Here is a 20,379-nt window from a genome sequence, read left to right on the forward strand (position 1 = left end):
CCCCCGTGCTGTCAGCATCCGCTGATTACCCCAGACCAAACAATGCCAGATATCCGGAGGAAATAATGTCCCCCCAGAAAATTCCCACCCATGCACCGGCGAGCATCCACGGCCCGAACGGGATGCCGGACTTGCGGTCGGCGCGGCGAAGCACCAGCAGGATGATCGAGAATACGCCGCCGAGCACGAAGGCGGCGAACGCACCGACCGCCAGCGGGCCCCAGCCCAGCCAGGCGAGGAACAGGCCGAGCACGCCCGCGAGCTTGACGTCGCCCAACCCCATTCCGTTCGGGTAGGCCAGCGCCATCAGCAGGTAGGCGAGGAACATTGCTGCGCAGCCGATTGCCGCACGCAGCATGCTGTCATAGTCCGCTACGAACAGGCTCGCCGCGGCGAGCAGCGTCGCGCCGACCACGTAGGCAGGCAGCACGATCTTGTTGGGCAGCTTGTGCACATCGAGGTCGATCAGCGTCAGCGCGACCGAGATGGCGGCCAGGTACAGGAATGCGACCAGGGTGATCATCGTCGCGGCATCAAGCCCGCTCGCCGAGGCCGAGATGGCTCCCCCGCTCATCACCCACCAGGCGACGGCGGCGAAGAACCCTGCAACGCCGAGCTCGACCAGGGGATACCGCGCCGAGATGGCTTGCGAGCAGTCGCGGCACTTGCCACCCAGCACAAGCCAGGAGACGACGGGAATGTTGTCCCGCCATCGAATCTCATGGCCGCACTTCGGGCAGGCGCTCGGTGGCCGGCTCAGCGACTCTCCCCGCGGTAACCGCCAGACAACCACGTTGAGGAACGAGCCAATGAGCAGGCCCATCCATCCGGCTGCGCCCGCAAACACCCCGACGACCATCAGGGGTTCTCGCGGAAGGTGAGGCGATCGCCCAGCTTCATGCCGGTCTTGACCGCCTCCGTCAGTCCGCCGGTGAGGTCGATGCCGGGGATTCCCACCTGCTTGAAGATGAGTTTCGCCTGCTGCTTGAACTCGACCTCTCCGCCGTACATCTGGCCCTGGAACCCGTCTCGCTCGCTGGTGACCTTGCACGGCGTGTAGATCATCGCCGCAACTTTCGGTGAGAAGTCGGTCTCGTTGGTCAGCGTGATATTTCCGGTGAGCCCGGTCGGTGGCGTGCAGGTGGGCGCCAGGTCGGCCACATCGTCGGGCACAATCACGGCTATCTTCCGCTCTATCGAGGATGCGAAACCCAGCTTGTCGAAACGGAACTCGTGCCCCAGGAAAACCAGGTCAGCGTTGAGCGGGATCGTGTCGAAGTTGTTGAGGGTGACGACCGGGGACGTCGCGCACTTGGTCATGAAGTTGATAACGGTGTTGTGGGTGTAGCTCGACAGGTTGGTCCACTGCGTCGTGGTCTTGTCGATGGTGCACGGGCCGGTCCAGTTCACGACGTTGTAGCCCTGCGCGCTCCAGTGGGCTGCGGCGCTGGGGACGTCAGACCATTCGGGAATCTGGGGTGGTGCCACGGTTGCCCCGGACTGCACGATCGCCCCGGGCTTCGTCAGGGTGTTGCCGATGGACGTCGCGACGCCACCGGCGCGCATGTCGCCACCCAGCACGCTGTTCCTCACGGTTGCGTTGCCGGTGACACTGATGTCCTTGGCTATGTCGCTCGAGTTCTCGGCCAGCAGGTTGCCGTTGATGTGCACCTTGCCGGTGACCTTGCACTTCTGCAGGTCCGCGTTGCCGTTCCCCATGATGAGGTCGCCACCGATGACCGCGTTGTTGCTGCAGGTGACATCACCGTTCTTGATCGTCACCGAGGTCGCGACACTGTTGTCCTCCGAGGTCAGGTTGAATGACTTCAGGATGCCGGTCATGGTGTGCGCGTAGACGGCGGATCCGACGATCGGCACGTTGGTGTAAACCGGTTCATAGGCGAACACGGATTGCACGACTTCTTCATCGCCGGCCGATACCCCTGCCGCACCTTTCGCCTGGGCGTAGCCGGTGGAGGTGACCCGCACCTGGGTCGCGGTGGCGGTCGGACAGCCGGCGTTCCACCCGGCAGCCGTCTTGTACTCGACCGTGGCCGTGTAGCGAGGGGTCGTGCCGGCCGGTGACGTGAACACCCCGGCAACGGCGGCACAGGCGCCTGGGGTACGGAGGCCGACCGTTCCCACGTCCATGCCTGCTTCTGCTGAGGCGAGGCCCTGCACGGATGCCCGAGCGGAGCTTGAGACCCCGAGTGATTGTGTAGCGCTCACAGTGACGGTGACGGCGACGAGGGCGAGCACAGCCATGACCCCGATGACAGCGATCAGAGTGCTTCCGTCTTCGTTCCCAGGGTGCCGTGGCCGCAATTTGTCTAGAAACATCTCTCTGTCACTCCCGTCGGGACTTTCTGGCGGCTGACCGCCGTGGTTTCCACCAGCACGGTACTACCCCGACCGACGGACATTTGAAGGGCCACCTCCACCTGCGTGGTTCCGGTGGCCACGAACACGGGTACCGGGGTGCCACTGGAGTCTGCGGTGAGAGTGGCATCCGTACCGAGCAGAATCCAGTTGGAGAAAGCACCCGCCTTGCCTTCGATCCACGCCGGGACCATGGAATCGGTGGCGGGAGCTACTGCGCTGCTCGCGGCATAGCGGGTGGTCCTGACCTCGCCATCGCCGAAGTACCAAGCCTCACAGTGGGTGGTGGGTGGCGTGGCGAGGGCGTCGTCGAGCCGGTGCACCAGGAGGATGCTGGGATCCCCGGGAACCGCCCGCAGGTCGATGGAGCTGCGCACGCCGGTGGCAACCGAATCTGCGACGAGCGCGCCGCCATTGGTCGAGGCGGATGAGTCGGTCACCACGCCCTGCGCATTCAGCGAGCTGATCAGCAGGCCGCCGACGATGCTGAGCACCAGCAGAGAGAGGATCGAGTAGACGAGGAGCTCGATGAGCGTCATGCCCCGGTCGCTCGAGTCGAGCAGGCGCTTCACGGGGATTCCACCATCACGTTGGTGACAGCCGAGGCGAGTGCAGCGCCGCTGACGGCGTTGGTCACTTTCGCAGTGACCCGCACCACTCCGGGGAAGGCTGCCGGGCAGGTTTCGACGGTGATGCTCGGGCGATAGGTGACACCGGCGGGGCCGGCGACGTCTGCTCCGGTTCCGCCGAGTGCCTGCACCTGTGCGCAGGTGGGGAGCGCCAGGGCGCGAACCCGGTCGATGTCCTGGCTGACGAGCTGGATGGCCGTGGTGACAGTGGTGGTCACCTGGGACGCCTTCATCGCGGTAATGAGCAACGGAAGCGCCGAGATCGACAGCAGCCCGAGAAGGAAGATGGAGACGATGATTTCGATCAGGCCGAAACCGGCATCCGAGCGCGGGGTATCGCTGATCGTGTGGAATCGCTGGTTGTCCATACGACCGAGACCCCCTCTCAGATCGTCGTTCTTCGGGTGAGTAGAGCAATGTGGGGCGCCGCGCCGCGACGCCCCACACTTGACGACCTAGTCTGCTAGGGCTTTGGCGTGAACACGCCGGCCGCAGAGCACGTGCCTTCTTCGACCTTGCTCGTGTTGTTGTCCACACCGAAGACCTTGCCGGTGTCGGAGGTGGATGCCAGGCAGAAGACACCGGTCTTATCCAGCACGGCCGGCGTAATCGCAATGGGTGCAGCCGTGCTCGTCACAAACCCGAAGGGCTTCAACGTGGCTGGGGTGGCGCCTGCATAGTTGCCGTTGTTGTCCGTTGCATACGAGATGAGCGCGACTTTAGCGTTTGCAACGTCACTCTTGGCTGCCGAGTCCTTGGCCTGGTCCTGCTGGCCGAGGAACACCGGAATGGCGATCGCGGCGAGGATGCCGATGATGAGGATGACGACGAGGAGCTCGATCAGGGTGAAACCCTGTTCATCGTTCTCGATGTCCTCACGCTTCTTCGCCATGGCTGCGTGGATGGATGTGATCATGATTTATTCTTCCTGTCGTAAAGGAGATTCGGACAGGTGGCCCCCAATGAAACTGACCCCCTGCGGCAATTATGCCTTGCCTGTTGCTCCATTTGCAGCCCCCAAGGGGGGTTCCCCGCGCGCAACACACCCCCAGTTGTGGGGGCGGGAGAATCGGTCCTACTGCACCTGTTCGAAGATGGTGAAGATCGGCAGATAGAGAGCGACGATCATCCCGCCGATGACGAGGCCGATGAAGCCGATCATCAAGGGCTCGATGAGGGCGGTGAGCTGCTCTGCCGTCGACTCGACCTCCTGGTCGTAGAAGTCGGCAATCTTTCCCAGCATGGTCTCCAGCGCACCGGAGTCTTCGCCGACCGCGATCATCTGCGTCACCATCGAGGGGAACACCGGCTCGAGAGCAAGCGGACCCGCAATCGATTTGCCGGACCGAACCGAGTCGGCAACCTTCTTCAGCGCCTGTTCAATGACGTAGTTGCCGGATGTCTCACCCACGATGCTCAGCGACTGCAGAATCGGCACACCGGCACCCATCATGGTCGCGAAGTTGCGGGTGAAGCGCGCGATAGCAACCTTGGTGAACAACGCTCCGAACACCGGAATCTTCAGTCGCAGCGGGTCGACGACCTTGCGCACCTTCTCCTCGTTCTTGTTGGCGCGCCACCAGACATTGAACGCGATGCTGCCGATCAGCAACAACGGGCCCAGCCAGATCATGTTCTTCGACAGGACCACCAGCATCTGGGTGGGAAGCGGCAGCTCACCGCCCAGGTCGGCGAACATCTTCTCGAAGATGGGCACGATGAAGATCAGCATGCCGATCACCGCGACGACAGCCATGACCAGAACGGCGATGGGGTAGGTCAAGGCGGACTTGATCGTCGCCTTCAGCTTGACCTCGTTCTCGTAGTTCTCAGCAATGGAGACCAGCGTGCTCTCGAGGAAACCCCCGGTCTCCCCTGCCCGGACCAGGTTCACCATCAGCGGCGGGAAGACCTTCTGCTGCCGGCCCATGGCCGCAGACAGCGACAAACCTGCTTCGACCTCGGAGCGCACGGTGTCCAGGGTCTTTCCGAGAATCTTGTTCTCGGTCTGATCGGCGAGGATGGTCAAAGTGCGAATCAGCGACAGGCCTGACGAGGTCATCGTCGCCATCTGGCGGGACATGATCGCGAGATCCTTGAGCGACACCTGCTTCTGCATCCCGGGTATCGAGATCTCTTTTCGAAGACCGGTGCCTGTGCCCGCCTCAGCCACTGAAATCGGGGCGACTCCCATCGTGCGCAACTTGTTCAGGACCGCACTCTCACTGGCAGCCTCGAGGCGGCCCTTGACAACCTTGCCTGCTGCATCGCGCGCACGGTAGTCGAACTCTTTAACGGCAGCCATCAGAACTGCGCATCCGAGTAGCGGTCGCCGTAGTTGACACCGTCAGACATGGCACCGCCGAGGGAAGGCGCGTCCGTGCGGGTCACCAGGCGCTTCAGCACCTCCAGGTCGTGCGCCTTCTCCACGGCAGCGTCATAGGTGATCTGCCCGGAGTTGACCAGGTCGGCCAAGTGCTGGTCCATGGTGTGCATTCCCAGGTCGCGGCCGGCCTGCATGGCTGAATGCACCTGGTAGGTCTTTCCTTCGCGGATCAGGTTCGCGACGGCGTGCGTGCCGACCAGCACCTCAGTGGCCACAACGCGGCCCTGACCGCTCGCGCGCTTCACCAGCGTCTGACACACGACACCCTGCAAGGTGGCGGCGAGTTGCGCGCGCACCTGGCCCTGCTGGTGCGGCGGGTACACGTCGATGATGCGGTCGATGGTCTGCGGGGCATCCTGGGTGTGCAGGGTCGCAAACACCAGGTGGCCGGTTTCAGCAGCCGTCAATGCAACCGAAATCGTTTCCAGGTCGCGCAGCTCGCCCACCAGGATCACGTCAGGGTCCTGACGCAGCACGTGCTTCAGCGCGGCAGCGAAACTGTGCGTGTCATGGCCGACCTCGCGCTGGTTGACGAGCGCCTTGTGGTTGCTGTGGAGGAACTCGATCGGATCTTCCACGGTCATGATGTGGTCGGCTCGGTTTCGGTTGACGACGTCGATGAGCCCGGCAAGCGTGGTCGACTTGCCGGACCCGGTCGGACCGGTGACCAACACGAGGCCCCGGGCGAGCTTGGCGAAGTTGCCGATCACCTCAGGAACTCCAAGGTCCCGGAGACTCTTGATCTCGGTCGGGATCAGGCGGAATGCCGCCCCCATGTTGTTGCGCTGCCAGTAGAAGTTCACCCGGAAGCGCGCGTTGGCCGACAGCGTGTAGGCGAAGTCGAACTCGAGTGCTTCGTCGAAGCGCTCCTTCTGGGAGGGCGTCAGGATGCTGAGCAGAGCTGAAGTGACCTTCTCCGCGCTCCAGATGCTGGCGCCGACGATCGGCTTCAAGGCGCCATCCACGCGGATCATCGGCGGGGCATCCGCAGTGATGTGAAGGTCGGAGCCGCTCGTCATCAACACCTTCTGCAGTGCCTCATCGAGGTCGGGGTCCGGGTTCAGGTTCGCATCACGACGGGACTCGAAAGGCGTCGGGGTGTTACTGGGAGGCGACGGCTGCGGCGGTGGAAACTCTGCGGGAGTGAGCCCTGCGGGTGATGACATAGACGGTGCCTCCGTTTTCGGCTGAACTACAGGTTCGGCGTACGAAACCGCGGGTGCTTCCTCGGGGGTAGGCGTGGCATTGTAGGTTGCGTGCTCGGGGGCTGGCGCATCGGCGACGGGTGGCTGCGGGTTCACCGGATCCGCCACCGGCTGGTAGGAATCGAACGACCGAGCAACCGGGCCAGAGGTGACCGGCGACCCGGTGGGCGGGGCCATGGTGGCCATTGAGGCAACCGGCTGCGCAACTGGAGGCTCGGGCGGTGGTGCCTGCTGAAGCGAAGCCGCGTCCACAGCCGGCGCTGGTGCAGGGGTGGCGCTTTGTGGTGCCACGTTTTCCGGCGCCGCCTGTGGGGGTGGCGCGTTCCATAGGGCCTGGCTGACAGCATCCGAAACCGGAGGCGGCGAAGGCACCTCGACCGTCTGCGGCTGCACAGCGGTCGGGAGGAATTCGGCGGCAGGCGGAGGCGCGGGCGGAGCCGGAGGGGCCGGCGGAAGTGGTGCTTCCTTCTCCGCGAGCGGGACCGTCGGCTGGTTCGGCACGCTGGACGGGAGGTAGGCGGTTGGCTCGTAGCTCGGCTCGGTCGGGTTCACACCCGCATCGATGTCGACGGACAGGTCGAACACGTTCTCACTCATCTGCTAAACCACAACCCTCAAGATCTCTTCGACAGCCGTATGGCCGAGCAAAGCCTTCGTCCAGCCGTCCTGGCGCAACGTTGCCATGCCCTGCTGGACCGCCACCTTCGAAATTTCGATGCTGGATGCGCGTGCAACCGCCAGGCGCTCGATGTCCTCGGTCACGGCCATGACCTCGTGGAGTGCGATACGGCCGCGGTATCCGGTGTTCGAGCAGTGGTTGCAGCCGACCGGCTGATGCAGGGTCGGGGCGGGCTGCGTCGGGTCGATGAAGAACCCGAGCTGGGCGAGGCCCTCCACCGTGCTCTGGTACGGCTCCTTACAGCGATCGCAGAGGCGGCGAGCCAGGCGCTGCGCGACCACCGCGTCGAGCGCGGAACCGACCAGGAACGGCTCGATGTCCATCTCGATCAGACGGGTGATCGCTGCGGGCGCGTTGTTGGTGTGAAGCGTGGAAAGCACGAGGTGCCCGGTCAGGGAGGCCTCGATCGCGATCTGCGCCGTCTCCTGGTCGCGGATCTCACCGATGAGCACGACATCCGGGTCGGAACGCAGGATGGAGCGGAGGGCGCTGGCGAAGGTGAGCCCGGCCTTGGGGTTGACCTGCACCTGGTTGATGCCGGCCATCCGGTACTCGACCGGGTCCTCGACGGTGATGACGTTGACCTCAGGCTTGGCCACCGCGTGCAGCGTCGTGTACAGGGTCGTCGACTTACCGGAACCGGTCGGCCCGGTCACCAGGATCATGCCGTTCGGCTTGGTGAACGACTTGCGGTAGATCGCCAGGTTGTTGTCGAGCATGTTCAGGTCGGTCAGGCTCAGCGTCGTATTCGAGTTGTCGAGAATACGCATGACCACCTTCTCGCCCCACACGGTGGGGAGGGTGGCGACGCGGAGGTCGATTTGGCGGCCACCGTGGTTAACCGAGAGCCGGCCGTCCTGCGGCTTGCGACGCTCGGCGATGTCGATGTCGCTCATGATCTTCAGGCGGGAGATCACGCCATTCTGGATGGCCTTCGGCGCCCGCTGCATCTCGTGCAGCACGCCATCGATTCGGTAGCGCACGCCCATGTCGTGCTGGCCCGGCTCGATGTGGATGTCCGATGCCTTGTCCTGAATGCCCTGGCTGATCAGCAGGTTCACGAACCGCACGATCGGGGCGTCATCGACGCCCGGCTCGTTCTCGGCGAGCGTCACCTCCTGACCGGTGCTGGTGCTCTCCTCCTCGATCGCCGTAGTCAGCGAGCTCAGCTCGCCGTCAGCGCGGTGGTAGCGGTCGATGGCGGCCAGCAGGTCCTTGCGCTCGGCGACAACCATGGTGACCTGCATCCGCACGGCAGCGCGAACGTCATCTACGGCGAAGACGTTGCCCGGGTCGACAACGGCAAGAGTCAGCGTGTTGCCAATGGATGCGATCGGCAGCACCTCATGGCGACGGCAGATGGCCGCAGGCACCAGGGAGACCGCAACACGGTCGACCGGGTATTCGGTCAGCTCGACGAATGGGAGACCCTGCTGGGCAGCCTTCGCAGACGCGAAGTCGATGGCAGAAATCGTGCCATTCTCGACGAGCTGCCGGACTGACGCCTCGTCCCCCTTCCAACCGTCGACAATGTTGTCCATCGCGGTGATCGGCATGGCGCCACGGATGATAAGAATCTCGGTTAGAGATGACAATGCAGCCCCCTGCTATTAAAGCCCCCAGTAAACCTCAGGCAACAGCGGCATCGGGTTTCTTGACTATTCCCTGAGAGTGTCAAGTTACCCTAGCTGCGCCCGCATTGCCATACCCAGTATCGGGGGTCGTTGGCGTGCGACACACCGCGCACTGTCCACTGCTTCTTGAGTGAGATCCCTCAGAACGGGCTGAATGGTCATCCGGAAGCTCTATCTGGCGGATCTCAGCGCGCTGCCAGCACGTGGCGGATGCGGTGCACCAGTTCTGCAGGGTCTCTCAGGTCATCGGCGTTAACCTCCATGACGTACCAGCCGTCCGCCTCAAGTCGTGCGCGACGGGTCATGTCCTTACGGCGCTGCACCTCGTCACCGTGGTATCTGCTCTGGTACTCAATGACCATCTTCTTCTGAGGAAAAGCGAGGTCGGCGCGGTAGTGGTAACCGCCGGTGGTGGTGATCGGCCAGTTCACTTCGAGACCCGGGATGCGCGCCTGCACCAGGATCACCCTCAGGTGAGACTCTCGGCGCGACTCAGAGCGATCGTTCAGCAACTTAACGGCGACCCGGAGCTTTGGTTTACCGCGACGACCGGCAAACTGGCGCACAGCCTCGCGCAGCGTGCCGTGCGTGGTCAGCGGAAGGTCACGGCGAATGAGGAAATCACCGGCAGCTACCAGGTCGGGAAGCAAGAGCAGCTCGCCGAGTTGGCACCACACCTGCTCTGGCGCAGCAACCCTCAACCCACACCAGCTGCGCACGTCGTCGCTGCACACACTGAGCCGATGGCCGAGCACACCGTGACCCCGAGGCGGATGCTTGACTCGAGGCACTCCGACATGCACCACGGAAGACTGCTCCAGGCGGTGAGGCAACGGCACTCCGTAGAGCAGCGCCGCAGTGACCGAGCAGAAAAATGCGTGCTGCGGCATCCGCGGCTCATACGCTCGACAACGGTCGAGGATAGTCATGCTGTCCGCAGCCGATCTCACTCCGTAGAACGGGCGGTACAGGTCACGACCGCGGAGCCGATCGGGAGACAGCCCGGCGGCGGCACCCTGCGCGACGGTGAACGGTGCGCCCCTCAGTTCAGGGGGCAAGTGGATGCGAGGGGTCACCGCCCCATGATGCCGATCTTGCGAGGAGGCTCGCAGAATCCCTCCACAAGCACGGGGCAATGGGGAGGTGAGATCCCCCAGATCGGGCTCTACGAGCATCCGAAAGCCCGATCTGGGGGCTCTCACGGAAGGGGTTGAACGGCAGAAGGCCCCCGCCGGAGCGGGGGCCTTCTTTACGCGGTCACTTCGACAAGCTCAGTACAACGCTCGACGAGCCCGACCAGCGGAACGTTAGTTATACGTGCCGGGCTGGAAGTCGTCCGAGCTGAAGCTGTCGAAGTCGACGAAGCTCAGGTCGGCCTCGCTGAATCCGCCCTCATCCGTGAAGATGCGGTTCGGGTAGCGCTCAGCCTTCGCCTCCTCGGTGGCCTCAACCGACACGTTGCGGTACTTGGCGAGGCCAGTACCAGCCGGGATCAGCTTTCCGATGATGACGTTCTCCTTCAGGCCCATCAGCGGGTCGGACTTGCCCTCCATGGCCGCCTGGGTCAGAACCCGGGTGGTCTCCTGGAAGGACGCAGCCGACAGCCACGACTCGGTCGCGAGGGACGCCTTGGTGATACCCATGACCTCCTGGCGGGCCGAAGCGGTCTTGCGACCCTCGGTCAGCGCACCGCGGTTGAGTTCGTTGTATCGCTGGCGGTCCACCAGCTCACCCGGCAGCAGGCCGGTGTCGCCGTGGTCGACGACGGTGACCTTGCGAAGCATCTGGCGAACGATGACCTCGATGTGCTTGTCGTGGATCGGCACACCCTGCGAGCGGTAGACGCCCTGCACACCCTCGACCAGGTGCTGCTGCACGGCACGGACACCGCGGACACGAAGAACTTCCTTCGGGTCGATGGCACCGACGTGCAGCTGCTGGCCGAGCTCGACGTGCTCGCCATCCTCGATGAGGAGGGTGGCGCGCTTCAGCACCGGATACGCGATCGGCTCGTCACCGTTGTCCGGCGTGAGGATCAGCTTGCGGCTGCGATCGGTGTCTTCGATGGTGATCTTTCCGGCGGCCTCGGCGATCGGGGACGCACCCTTCGGGGTGCGAGCCTCGAACAGCTCGGTGACACGCGGCAGACCCTGGGTGATGTCATCGGCGGATGCCACACCACCGGTGTGGAAGGTACGCATCGTCAGCTGCGTTCCCGGCTCACCGATCGACTGGGCCGCGATGATACCGACGGCCTCACCGATGTCGACGAGCTTGCCGGTGGCCAGCGAACGGCCGTAGCAGGTCGCGCACACGCCGACCGCGGACTCACAGGTGAGTACCGAACGGACCTTCGCGTGCGTGATGCCACCAGCGATCAACTGCTGGATGAGCACGTCACCGACGTCGGCGCCGGCCGGCGCGACAACCTTGCCCTTGGAGTCGACCGCGTCCTCTGCGAGGCTGCGGGCGTAGAGCGAGTTCTCGACGTTGGCATCCGGGATCAGCACACCGTTGGCATCCGGGGACGCGACCAGGAGGTCGAGACCGCGCGAGGTGCCACAGTCGTCCTCGCGGATGATGACATCCTGCGAGACGTCGACCAGGCGACGCGTCAGGTATCCGGAGTCGGCCGTACGAAGCGCCGTGTCGGCCAGGCCCTTGCGAGCACCGTGGGTTGCGATGAAGTACTCGGCAACCGAGAGGCCTTCGCGGTAGCTCGAGATGATCGGTCGGGGGATGATCTCACCCTTGGGGTCAGACACGAGCCCACGCATACCGGCGATCTGGCGAACCTGCATCCAGTTACCGCGGGCACCAGAGGTGACCATCCGGTTGATGTTGTTGTTCTCCGGCATGTTGTCTTCCATCGCCTTGGCGACTTCGGCCGTTGCCTTGTTCCAGATCTCGATGAGCTCCTGGCGACGCTCGGCGTCGGTGGTGAGGCCCTTCTCGTACTGGGACTGAACCTTGGACGCCTGCTTCTCGTAACCCTCGATGATCTGGCGCTTGTTAGGCGGTGTCAGCACATCGGAGAGGGCAACGGTGACACCGGAGCGGGTTGCCCAGTGGAAACCGGAATCCTTGACGCGGTCAAGCGTCGCGGCGACCTCGACCTTGGGGTAACGCTCGGCGAGGTCGTTGACGATCGCCGAGAGCTGGCCCTTGTCGGCCACCGCCTCGATGTACGGGTAGTCGGCTGGCAGCGTCTCGTTGAACAGCGCACGGCCCAGGGTCGTCTCGAGGAGGTAGGGAACACCCTCCACGAAGTTCTCCGGGGTGGCACCCTCGGCGAAGGTCAGCCCGCTCAGGCGGATGCGAACCTTTGCGTTCAGGTCGAGCGACTTCTGGTCGAACGCGAGGATCGCCTCGGCGACCGACGAGAACGCACGGCCTTCACCTTCCACACCCTCCTTGAGGGTGGTCAGGTGGTGCAGGCCGATGATCATGTCCTGCGTTGGCAGGGTGACCGGGCGGCCGTCGGACGGCTTCAGGATGTTGTTCGACGCGAGCATCAGGATGCGCGCCTCAGCCTGCGCCTCGACGGACAGCGGCAGGTGCACTGCCATCTGGTCACCGTCGAAGTCGGCGTTGAACGCGGCACACACCAGCGGGTGAAGCTGGATGGCCTTACCCTCGACGAGCTGAGGCTCGAAGGCCTGGATGCCCAGGCGGTGAAGGGTGGGTGCGCGGTTCAGCAGCACCGGACGCTCACGGATGATCTCCTCCAGCACATCCCAGACCTGGGGACGGCTGCGCTCGACCATGCGCTTGGCGCTCTTGATGTTCTGGGCGTGGCTCAGGTCGATCAGGCGCTTGATCACGAACGGCTTGAACAGCTCCAGCGCCATCTGCTTGGGCAGACCACACTGGTGCAGCTTCAGCTGCGGACCGACGATGATGACCGAGCGGCCGGAGTAGTCGACGCGCTTTCCGAGCAGGTTCTGGCGGAACCGGCCCTGCTTGCCCTTGAGCATGTCGCTCAGGGACTTCAGCGCACGGTTACCCGTACCGGTGACCGGACGACCACGGCGACCGTTGTCGAACAGTGCGTCGACGGCCTCCTGCAGCATCCGCTTCTCGTTGTTGACGATGATCTCGGGGGCACCGAGGTCAAGCAGGCGACGGAGGCGGTTGTTGCGGTTGATCACACGACGGTAGAGGTCGTTGAGGTCGGAGGTCGCGAAACGGCCACCGTCCAACTGGACCATCGGGCGAAGCTCCGGCGGGATCACCGGAACGACCTCGAGAACCATGGCGGCCGGCGAGTTGCCGGTCTGCAGGAACGAGTTCACCACGCGCAGGCGCTTGATGGCACGGATCTTCTTCTGGCCCTTGCCGTTGGCGATCTGGTCGTGCAGGTCTTCGCTCTCAGCGGCCAGGTCGAAGTTCTGCAGGCGCTTCTGGATCGCCTCGGCGCCCATGAAGGCTTCGAAGTAGATGCCGAAACGGTCCTGCAGCTCGTGGAAGACGGAGTCTTCCGGCTTCAGGTCGCCGACCTTGAGGGTGCGGAAGTCTTCCCACACACGCTCGAGCTGGGAGATCTGCTCGTCGAAGGACTTGCGGGTCTGGCCCATCTCCTTCTCGGCGCCGTCCTTGGTGCGACGCTTCTGGTCGGCCTTGGCACCCTCTTCTTCCAGGGCGGCCAGGTCGGTCTCGAGCTTCTGCATGCGGTCGGCGACGCGGGAGTCGCGCTGCTTCTCCAGCTCGGCGATCTCCAGGCGGATCTCGTTCTCGAGGCCAGGCAGGTCAGCGTGACGGCCTTCCTCATCCACCGAGATGACCATGTAGGCAGCGAAGTAGATGACCTTTTCCAGGTCCTTCGGCGCCATGTCGAGCAGGTAACCGAGGCGGGACGGCACACCCTTGAAGTACCAGATGTGCGTGACCGGTGCGGCCAACTCGATGTGGCCCATGCGCTCGCGGCGGACAGAGGACTTGGTGACCTCTACGCCACAGCGCTCACAGACGATGCCCTTGAAGCGAACGCGCTTGTACTTTCCACAAGAGCATTCCCAGTCGCGGGACGGCCCGAAGATCTGTTCGCCGAACAGGCCATCCTTCTCGGGCTTCAGGGTGCGGTAGTTGATGGTTTCGGGCTTCTTGACCTCACCGTGGGACCAGCGACGGATGTCATCGGCGGTGGCCAGGCCAATACGAATCTCATCGAACGTAGTTACGTCGAGCAATTTTTCTCCTTGAGACAGAACGTGGAAAACGCGCAGTTAATGTGCGCAGGGGCCTGGGTCTAGATCTCGTCGATGGACGAGTTCTCGAACCGGGTGGAAATGTTGATGCCCAGTTCCTCAGCGGCGCGGAAGACTTCGTCATCCGTGTCCTTGAGGCTGACAGCCTGGCCGTCAGCGGACAGCACCTCGACGTTCAAGCAGAGGGACTGCATTTCCTTGATCAGAACCTTGAAGGACTCGGGGATGCCCGGCTCCTGGATGTTCTCTCCCTTGACGATCGCCTCATACACCTTGACGCGACCGAGGATGTCGTCGGACTTGATGGTCAGGAGTTCCTGCAGTGCGTATGCCGCACCGTAGGCCTCCAGCGCCCACACTTCCATCTCACCGAAGCGCTGCCCACCGAACTGTGCCTTACCACCCAGCGGCTGCTGCGTGATCATGGAGTACGGTCCCGTCGAGCGAGCGTGGATCTTGTCATCGACGAGGTGGTGGAGCTTCAGGATGTACATGTAGCCGACCGAGACGGGCTCGGGGAACGGCTCGCCGGAGCGACCGTCGTACAGGTTCGCCTTGCCGCTGGCGCCGATCATCCGGTCGCCGTCGCGGGTCTTGGTGGTCGAGTCGAGGAGTCCCTCGATCTCGGTCTCCAGCGCACCGTCGAACACCGGGGTCGCAACCTTGGTTCCGGGGGCAGCCTTGCGGGCTTCCTCCGGCAGTCCGGCGGCCCACTTGGGCTTGCCCTCGACCTCCCAGCCCTGCTTGGCGATCCACCCGAGGTGGGTCTCCAGCACCTGGCCGAAGTTCATGCGGCCGGGGATACCGAGCGGGTTCAGGATGATGTCCACCGGCGTTCCGTCGGCGAGGAACGGCATGTCCTCCACCGGCAGGATCTTCGAGATGACGCCCTTGTTTCCGTGGCGTCCGGCGAGCTTGTCGCCCTCGGTGATCTTGCGCTTCTGGGCGATGAACACGACCACGCGCTGGTTGACGCCCGAGCCGAGCTCGTCGTCGCCGTCCTGTGCGTCGAACACCTTGACGCCGATGACCGTTCCGGCCTCGCCGTGGGGAACCTTCAGCGAGGTGTCGCGAACTTCACGGCTCTTCTCGTTGAAGATAGCGCGCAGCAGGCGCTCCTCAGCCGACAGCTCGGTCTCGCCCTTCGGCGTGACCTTGCCGACCAGGATGTCGCCGGGGCGAACCTCGGCACCGATGCGGATGATGCCACGCTCGTCGAGGTCAGCCATCAGGTCCGGGCTGACGTTCGGCAGGTCGCGGGTGATCTCTTCCTTACCCAGCTTGGTGTCGCGGGCGTCGACTTCGTACTCTTCGATGTGAATCGAGGAGAGGACGTCGTCCTTCACCAGGTTCTGGCTCAGGATGATGGCGTCCTCGAAGTTGTGACCCTCCCACGGCATGAATGCCACCAGGAGGTTCTTGCCCAGTGCCAACTCACCGTTCTCGGTGGCCGGGCCATCCGCTACGACCTCGCCGGCCTCAACGCGGTCGCCCGCGCTGACAATGACCCGGTGGTTGTAGCTGGTGCCCTGGTTGGAGCGGTCGAACTTGCGCAGGTAGTACTCCTGCGTTCCACCCTCATCGAGCTGGATGCTGACGTAGTCGGCCGAGACCTCGGCGACCACACCGGCCTTGTCGGCGGTGATGACGTCGCCGGCGTCGATGGCCGCGAAGCCCTCCATGCCGGTTCCGACCAGCGGGCTCTCGCTGCGCAGCAGCGGGACAGCCTGGCGCTGCATGTTCGCACCCATCAGGGCGCGGTTCGCGTCATCGTGCTCGAGGAACGGGATGAGCGAGGTCGCGACCGACACCATCTGGCGCGGCGAGACATCCATGTAGCCGATGTCCTCGATCGGGAACAGGTCGACCTCTCCACCCTTCGAACGCGCGAGCACGCGGTTCTCGGCGAAGTGCGAGTCGTCGGTCAGCGGCGCGTTCGCCTGGGCGACGACGAACTCGTCTTCCTCACTGGCGGTGAGGTAGTCGATGGTCGTGGTGACCTTGCCCTTGACGACGCGGCGGTACGGGGTCTCGATGAACCCGAACGAGTTGATGCGAGCGAACGATGCGAGCGAACCGATCAGGCCGATGTTCGGGCCTTCCGGGGTCTCGATCGGGCACATGCGGCCGTAGTGCGAGGGGTGAACGTCGCGAACCTCGACGCCGGCACGCTCACGGGACAGACCACCCGGGCCCAGCGCCGACAGGCGGCGCTTGTGGGTGAGACCCGCGAGCGGGTTGTTCTGATCCATGAACTGCGACAGCTGCGACGTTCCGAAGAACTCCTTGATCGCGGCGACAACGGGGCGCACGTTGATCAGGGTCTGCGGGGTGATCGCCTCGATGTCCTGCGTGGTCATCCGCTCGCGAACGACGCGCTCCATGCGGGAGAGGCCGGTGCGAACCTGGTTCTGGATGAGCTCACCAACGGCACGGATGCGGCGGTTGCCGAAGTGGTCGATGTCGTCGATGTCGAGGCGGATGTCGACGGCCTTGCCGCCGCGGACGCCCTTGATCGTCTTCTGCTCGTCGTGCAGCGCAACCAGGTACTTGATCGTCGCGATGATGTCTTCCTGGCTGAGCACCGAGCTCGACAGGGGAGCTTCGATACCGAGCTTGCGGTTGATCTTGTAACGACCGACCTTGGCCAGGTCGTAGCGCTTCGGGTTGAAGTAGAAGTTGTCGAGAAGCGCACGTGCGGCTTCAGCGGCAACCTGCTCGCCCGGACGCAGCTTGCGGTAGATGTCCTTGAGGGCTTCTTCCTTGGTGAGGATGTTGTCCTTCTCCAGGGTGGCCTCAATGGACGCGAAGCCCTTGAACTCCTCGAGGATCTCCTCGCTGGTCATGCCGAGGGCCTTCATGAAGACCGTGACCGACTGCTTGCGCTTGCGGTCGATGCGAACGCCGACCTGGTCACGCTTGTCGATCTCGAACTCGAGCCAGGCGCCGCGGCTCGGGATGATGCGGGCGGAGTAGATGTCCTTGTCGGAGGTCTTCTCCTGGGCGCGGTCGAAGTAGACACCGGGGGAACGAACAAGCTGCGACACGACGACACGCTCGGTGCCGTTGATGACGAAGGTGCCCTTCGGGGTCATCAGTGGGAAGTCGCCCATGAAGACGGTCTGGGTCTTGATCTCACCGGTGAGGTGGTTCATGAACTCGGCTTCGACGTAGAGCGGGGCAGAGAAGGTCTTGCCCTTCTCCTTGCACTCGTCGATCGAATACTTCTTCTCTTCGAGGAACGGGTTGGTGAACGAGAGCTGCATCGTCTCGCCGAGGTCCTCGATCGGGGAGATCTCTTCGAAGATCTCCTCAAGGCCGGTCAACGACGGGAGGTCCTGGCGGCCGTCGGCTTTAGCCTGGGCGGCGCGCTCCTTCCAGATGTCGTTGCCAACCAGCCAGTCGAAACTCTCGGTCTGCAGGGCGAGCAGATCGGGAACAGTCAGGTTGTCGGTAATCTTCGCGAACGACAGGCGCGAGTGACCGCGGCCGTTCTTGAGAGTCCCTTTTTTGGATGAGCTGGTGGATGCGTTGCGCGCAGCAGCCAAGGAAATAACCTCCGGTGACCCCATGGGTCAATACATTCGTGCGATGCCAGTTTGCGGTGTGTGTTTTGCGAGACTCGCCAGAACCTGCATTGGGTGGATCACAGGGCAACACCCACTGACTGTTAACTACAGGAGCCAGTTGGGTACAGCATCCGGATGCACGGCCTACCGCAATATGAAGGCATAGAAATTCTGGGAGCGCAAAGATCAACTATAGGGCGAACATTCCGACTTGTCTACCCGGGTTGTTGACCTCTTTGCCGAATTCGGCTATAAGACCGGGATAGTCACGTTCACAGTTCGCAAACTCACAGAAACCGCACAGCGAGTCTGACAATACTCGCCGCACAGGCTCGGCGTGACGCGCGGGGCGATGGGTTGTGGACAGGCGGGAGGCCCGATCGTGAGAATGCCAGAAGCCAGGGGCGCTGCCAGTGAAGCGGTGTTCGACCTGTTGCTCGGCGGCACGGAGACGTCGACGTTGGCAGCCGGCGATGCGGTGACGGATGCCGTGGCCGGAACCCGGGACATCCTCCGCGATGATGACCTGCAGCTTGCCTTGTTCGTGCTCTACGAACTGCATTACCGGGGAGTCGACGGGGTCGATGAAGGCTGGGAGTGGCACCCCGGCCTGCTCGGCGTTCGCCGGATCATCGAGCACGCGTTCGAGACGAGGCTGCGGGAGGTCGTGCCGGTGCCCGAGGCTCCTGAGCCGACGAGGCGGGCGGTCGCCGACGCACTGTTCACGCTCACCGAGACGGATGCCGGACCGAGCCTCTCCCGCTACGTCGCCAGGTCGGCAACCGACGAGCAATTGCACGAGTTCCTGATCCAGCGGTCCATCTACCAGCTGAAGGAAGCCGATCCGCACAGCTGGGCGATCCCCCGGCTGGAGGGCGTCGCCAAGGCAGCCCTGGTCGAGATCCAGTCGGACGAATACGGCGGCGGCCGCCCGGAGCGGGTGCACCAGACCATCTACCGCGGCACGATGGAGGCGCTCGGGCTCGACCCGGAGTACGGAGCCTACGCCAACCGGGTGTCGGCGATCACGTTCGCGTCGACCAACCTCATGTCACTCTTCGGACTGCACCGCAGACTGCGCGGAGCCATCGTCGGGCACCTCGCCGCGTACGAGATGACCTCCTCGATACCGTGCAAACTGGTCAGCGCCGGGTTCCGGCGGAACGGCTACGACGAGCGGGCGACCCACTACTTCGACGAACACGTCGAAGCGGATGCCGTGCACGAACAGATCGCCGGACGGGACCTCGCCGGCGGGCTGGTCGAGGCAGACCCGCGACTACTCGGGGACATGATGTTCGGGGCGTCCGCCTGCCTCACCGTCGACGGCTGGACGGCGGGGCACATGCTCGAATCGTGGGAGCGCGGCGAGACCTCGCTGCGCCGGAGTGCGACGGCGGCTGCGGCATGACCGGCAGTTCTATTCCGGTCAGTATTGAGGCGTGTCCGAATGGGCCGCTGCTCTTGCGCGGCGACTTCGAGCTGGTTGACGCCGACGGCGAAGCGATCGAACCGGGAAGGCGAACCGTTGCGCTCTGCCGGTGCGGGATGTCATCGATCAAGCCGTTCTGCGACGGCACCCACAAGGCGACCGGGTTCCGTACGGACGACTAGATACGGTGGCGATGCCGCCTCGACAGGCTCGGCCGGTTTCGATACGCGCTGGCGCGCTACTCAACCCACAGAGTCGCGGTGCTTGTTCTTGTAGGCGAGGGCGCCGAGAGCCTCCCAGATCAGGCCGTGCGCATTGTTGACCGTGACATCCGCATGGTCATAGGCCGGCGCAACCTCCATCACGTCCATGGCGACCACGTTGGTGTCGAGCACGATCTGGCGCACCACCCGAAGCAGGTCGATCGGGGCGAAACCGCCCGGTGCCGGCGTGCCGGTGGCAGGGGCGAACGCGGGGTCGAGAACGTCGATGTCTATAGAGAGGTAGATGGCATCCGTTCCGTCGAGAGCCTCGGCGATGACATCCGCCATCACGTCCTTGACGCCACGCTCCCAGATCTCCTGCATCGGGTGGTGGCGGAGGCCGTTGTCGCGCATCCACTTCTGATCCTCTTCGCCCGGCCAGTAACCGCGCAGCCCGACCTGGATGAAGTTGCGGCCGGGAATCGCACCCGACTCGATCAGCCGGCGCATCGGGCTGCCGTGGCTGGCCAGGTTGCCGCGCAGGTTCTCCGCCGTGTCGGCATGCGCGTCGAAGTGGATCATGCCCACGTTGCCGAAACCGTGGTGCTCAGCGACGGCCGTAGCGGCAGGCCAGGTGACCGAGTGGTCGCCGCCGAGGATGATCGGGATGATGCCGCGGCTGGCCACCTCGGCGACCCGCTGGTGCATCGCCGCGCGCGACAGCTCCCACATGCCGTGGGTGACGATCGCGTCGCCGTAGTCGATCACCTCGAGATTCTCGAAGATCTCGATGCCGAGGTCGAGGTGGTAGGTACCCGGGTCGTAGGCGTTCGCGCGGAGGGCGCGGGGGCCGAAGCGAGCGCCCGGGCGGTTGGTGGTGCTGTCGTCCCACGGGCATCCGACGATCGCAACATCGGGCCGCCAGTCATCGAGCTGCTCGGGTTCGGTCAGGAGGGGGCGCATCCCGAACGTTGCCGGCCCCATATAAGAGGAGGCGTCGAGTTGGGCCTGCATGCCGGGTGCTACGTCCCGCTTCGGTGGGTTCGTCATCCGTTT

Annotated in this window: 14 protein-coding genes; 2 read left to right on the forward strand and 12 right to left on the reverse strand. The window is 64.0% G+C overall.

Annotation, left to right across the window (positions count from 1 at the left end):
• Window positions 1–25: 25 nt before the first annotated feature.
• From ACX3PH_RS01405 to rpoB, 11 genes are all read right to left on the reverse strand, one after another.
• A complete protein-coding gene (locus ACX3PH_RS01405; protein WP_459088616.1) occupies window positions 26–859 on the reverse strand; it encodes a prepilin peptidase in 834 nt (277 codons plus the stop codon).
• On the reverse strand, window positions 859–2,265 hold the full coding sequence (locus tag ACX3PH_RS01410) for a hypothetical protein (RefSeq protein ID WP_459088618.1): 1,407 nt from the start codon (window positions 2,263–2,265) through the stop codon (window positions 859–861). The genes ACX3PH_RS01405 and ACX3PH_RS01410 overlap by 1 nt, the downstream gene beginning before the upstream one ends.
• A gap of 65 nt (window positions 2,266–2,330) precedes the next feature.
• Complete coding sequence (locus tag ACX3PH_RS01415; protein WP_459088620.1) at window positions 2,331–2,951, reverse strand: PilW family protein; 621 nt, start codon at window positions 2,949–2,951, stop codon at window positions 2,331–2,333.
• A complete protein-coding gene (locus tag ACX3PH_RS01420; RefSeq protein ID WP_459088622.1) occupies window positions 2,948–3,376 on the reverse strand; it encodes a type IV pilus modification PilV family protein in 429 nt (142 codons plus the stop codon). Before ACX3PH_RS01420 ends, ACX3PH_RS01415 begins: the two co-directional genes overlap by 4 nt.
• A gap of 95 nt (window positions 3,377–3,471) precedes the next feature.
• Window positions 3,472–3,924 carry a type II secretion system protein gene (locus ACX3PH_RS01425; RefSeq protein WP_459088624.1) on the reverse strand — a complete coding sequence of 151 codons (453 nt, stop codon included), beginning with the start codon at window positions 3,922–3,924 and terminating at the stop codon, window positions 3,472–3,474.
• 159 nt (window positions 3,925–4,083) lie between these two features.
• Window positions 4,084–5,313 carry a type II secretion system F family protein gene (locus ACX3PH_RS01430; RefSeq protein ID WP_459088626.1) on the reverse strand — a complete coding sequence of 410 codons (1,230 nt, stop codon included), beginning with the start codon at window positions 5,311–5,313 and terminating at the stop codon, window positions 4,084–4,086.
• Window positions 5,313–7,196, reverse strand: coding sequence for a type IV pilus twitching motility protein PilT (locus ACX3PH_RS01435; protein WP_459088628.1), 1,884 nt, complete (start codon window positions 7,194–7,196; stop codon window positions 5,313–5,315). The genes ACX3PH_RS01430 and ACX3PH_RS01435 overlap by 1 nt, the downstream gene beginning before the upstream one ends.
• A 3-nt stretch (window positions 7,197–7,199) precedes the next feature.
• Window positions 7,200–8,873, reverse strand: a complete 1,674-nt coding sequence (locus tag ACX3PH_RS01440; RefSeq protein WP_459088630.1) for a GspE/PulE family protein — start codon at window positions 8,871–8,873, stop codon at window positions 7,200–7,202.
• Window positions 8,874–9,097: 224 nt separating this feature from the next.
• A complete protein-coding gene (locus ACX3PH_RS01445; protein ID WP_459088632.1) occupies window positions 9,098–9,988 on the reverse strand; it encodes an endonuclease domain-containing protein in 891 nt (296 codons plus the stop codon).
• Window positions 9,989–10,219: 231 nt separating this feature from the next.
• Window positions 10,220–14,101 carry a DNA-directed RNA polymerase subunit beta' gene (locus ACX3PH_RS01450; protein ID WP_459088634.1) on the reverse strand — a complete coding sequence of 1,294 codons (3,882 nt, stop codon included), beginning with the start codon at window positions 14,099–14,101 and terminating at the stop codon, window positions 10,220–10,222.
• Between the two features lie 59 nt (window positions 14,102–14,160).
• Window positions 14,161–17,667 (reverse strand): DNA-directed RNA polymerase subunit beta, encoded by a 3,507-nt coding sequence (rpoB, locus tag ACX3PH_RS01455; protein WP_459088636.1) that lies wholly within the window; start codon window positions 17,665–17,667, stop codon window positions 14,161–14,163.
• A 403-nt stretch (window positions 17,668–18,070) separates the two neighbouring features.
• Between rpoB and ACX3PH_RS01460 the strand changes: the two genes are divergently transcribed.
• Window positions 18,071–19,099 carry an iron-containing redox enzyme family protein gene (locus tag ACX3PH_RS01460; RefSeq protein WP_459088638.1) on the forward strand — a complete coding sequence of 343 codons (1,029 nt, stop codon included), beginning with the start codon at window positions 18,071–18,073 and terminating at the stop codon, window positions 19,097–19,099.
• Window positions 19,096–19,302 carry a CDGSH iron-sulfur domain-containing protein gene (locus ACX3PH_RS01465; RefSeq protein WP_459088640.1) on the forward strand — a complete coding sequence of 69 codons (207 nt, stop codon included), beginning with the start codon at window positions 19,096–19,098 and terminating at the stop codon, window positions 19,300–19,302. The genes ACX3PH_RS01460 and ACX3PH_RS01465 overlap by 4 nt, the downstream gene beginning before the upstream one ends.
• Before the next feature lie 60 nt (window positions 19,303–19,362).
• On the opposite strand, the gene speB is transcribed toward ACX3PH_RS01465, so the two are convergent.
• On the reverse strand, window positions 19,363–20,373 hold the full coding sequence (gene speB, locus ACX3PH_RS01470; protein WP_459088642.1) for an agmatinase: 1,011 nt from the start codon (window positions 20,371–20,373) through the stop codon (window positions 19,363–19,365).
• Window positions 20,374–20,379 lie beyond the last annotated feature (6 nt).

This window comes from Homoserinimonas sp. A520, from assembly GCF_054489245.1.

Bases quoted from the DNA above. Each gene is read 5' to 3' on its own strand.
- ACX3PH_RS01405 (WP_459088616.1), bottom strand. From the start codon at position 859: ATGGTCGTCGGGGTGTTTGCGGGCGCAGCCGGATGGATGGGCCTGCTC.
- ACX3PH_RS01410 (WP_459088618.1), bottom strand. From the start codon at position 2,265: ATGGCTGTGCTCGCCCTCGTCGCCGTCACCGTCACTGTGAGCGCTACA.
- ACX3PH_RS01420 (WP_459088622.1), bottom strand. From the start codon at position 3,376: ATGGACAACCAGCGATTCCACACGATCAGCGATACCCCGCGCTCGGAT.
- ACX3PH_RS01425 (WP_459088624.1), bottom strand. From the start codon at position 3,924: ATGATCACATCCATCCACGCAGCCATGGCGAAGAAGCGTGAGGACATC.
- ACX3PH_RS01430 (WP_459088626.1), bottom strand. From the start codon at position 5,313: ATGGCTGCCGTTAAAGAGTTCGACTACCGTGCGCGCGATGCAGCAGGC.
- ACX3PH_RS01435 (WP_459088628.1), bottom strand. From the start codon at position 7,196: ATGAGTGAGAACGTGTTCGACCTGTCCGTCGACATCGATGCGGGTGTG.
- ACX3PH_RS01465 (WP_459088640.1), top strand. From the start codon at position 19,096: ATGACCGGCAGTTCTATTCCGGTCAGTATTGAGGCGTGTCCGAATGGG.
- speB (WP_459088642.1), bottom strand. From the start codon at position 20,373: ATGACGAACCCACCGAAGCGGGACGTAGCACCCGGCATGCAGGCCCAA.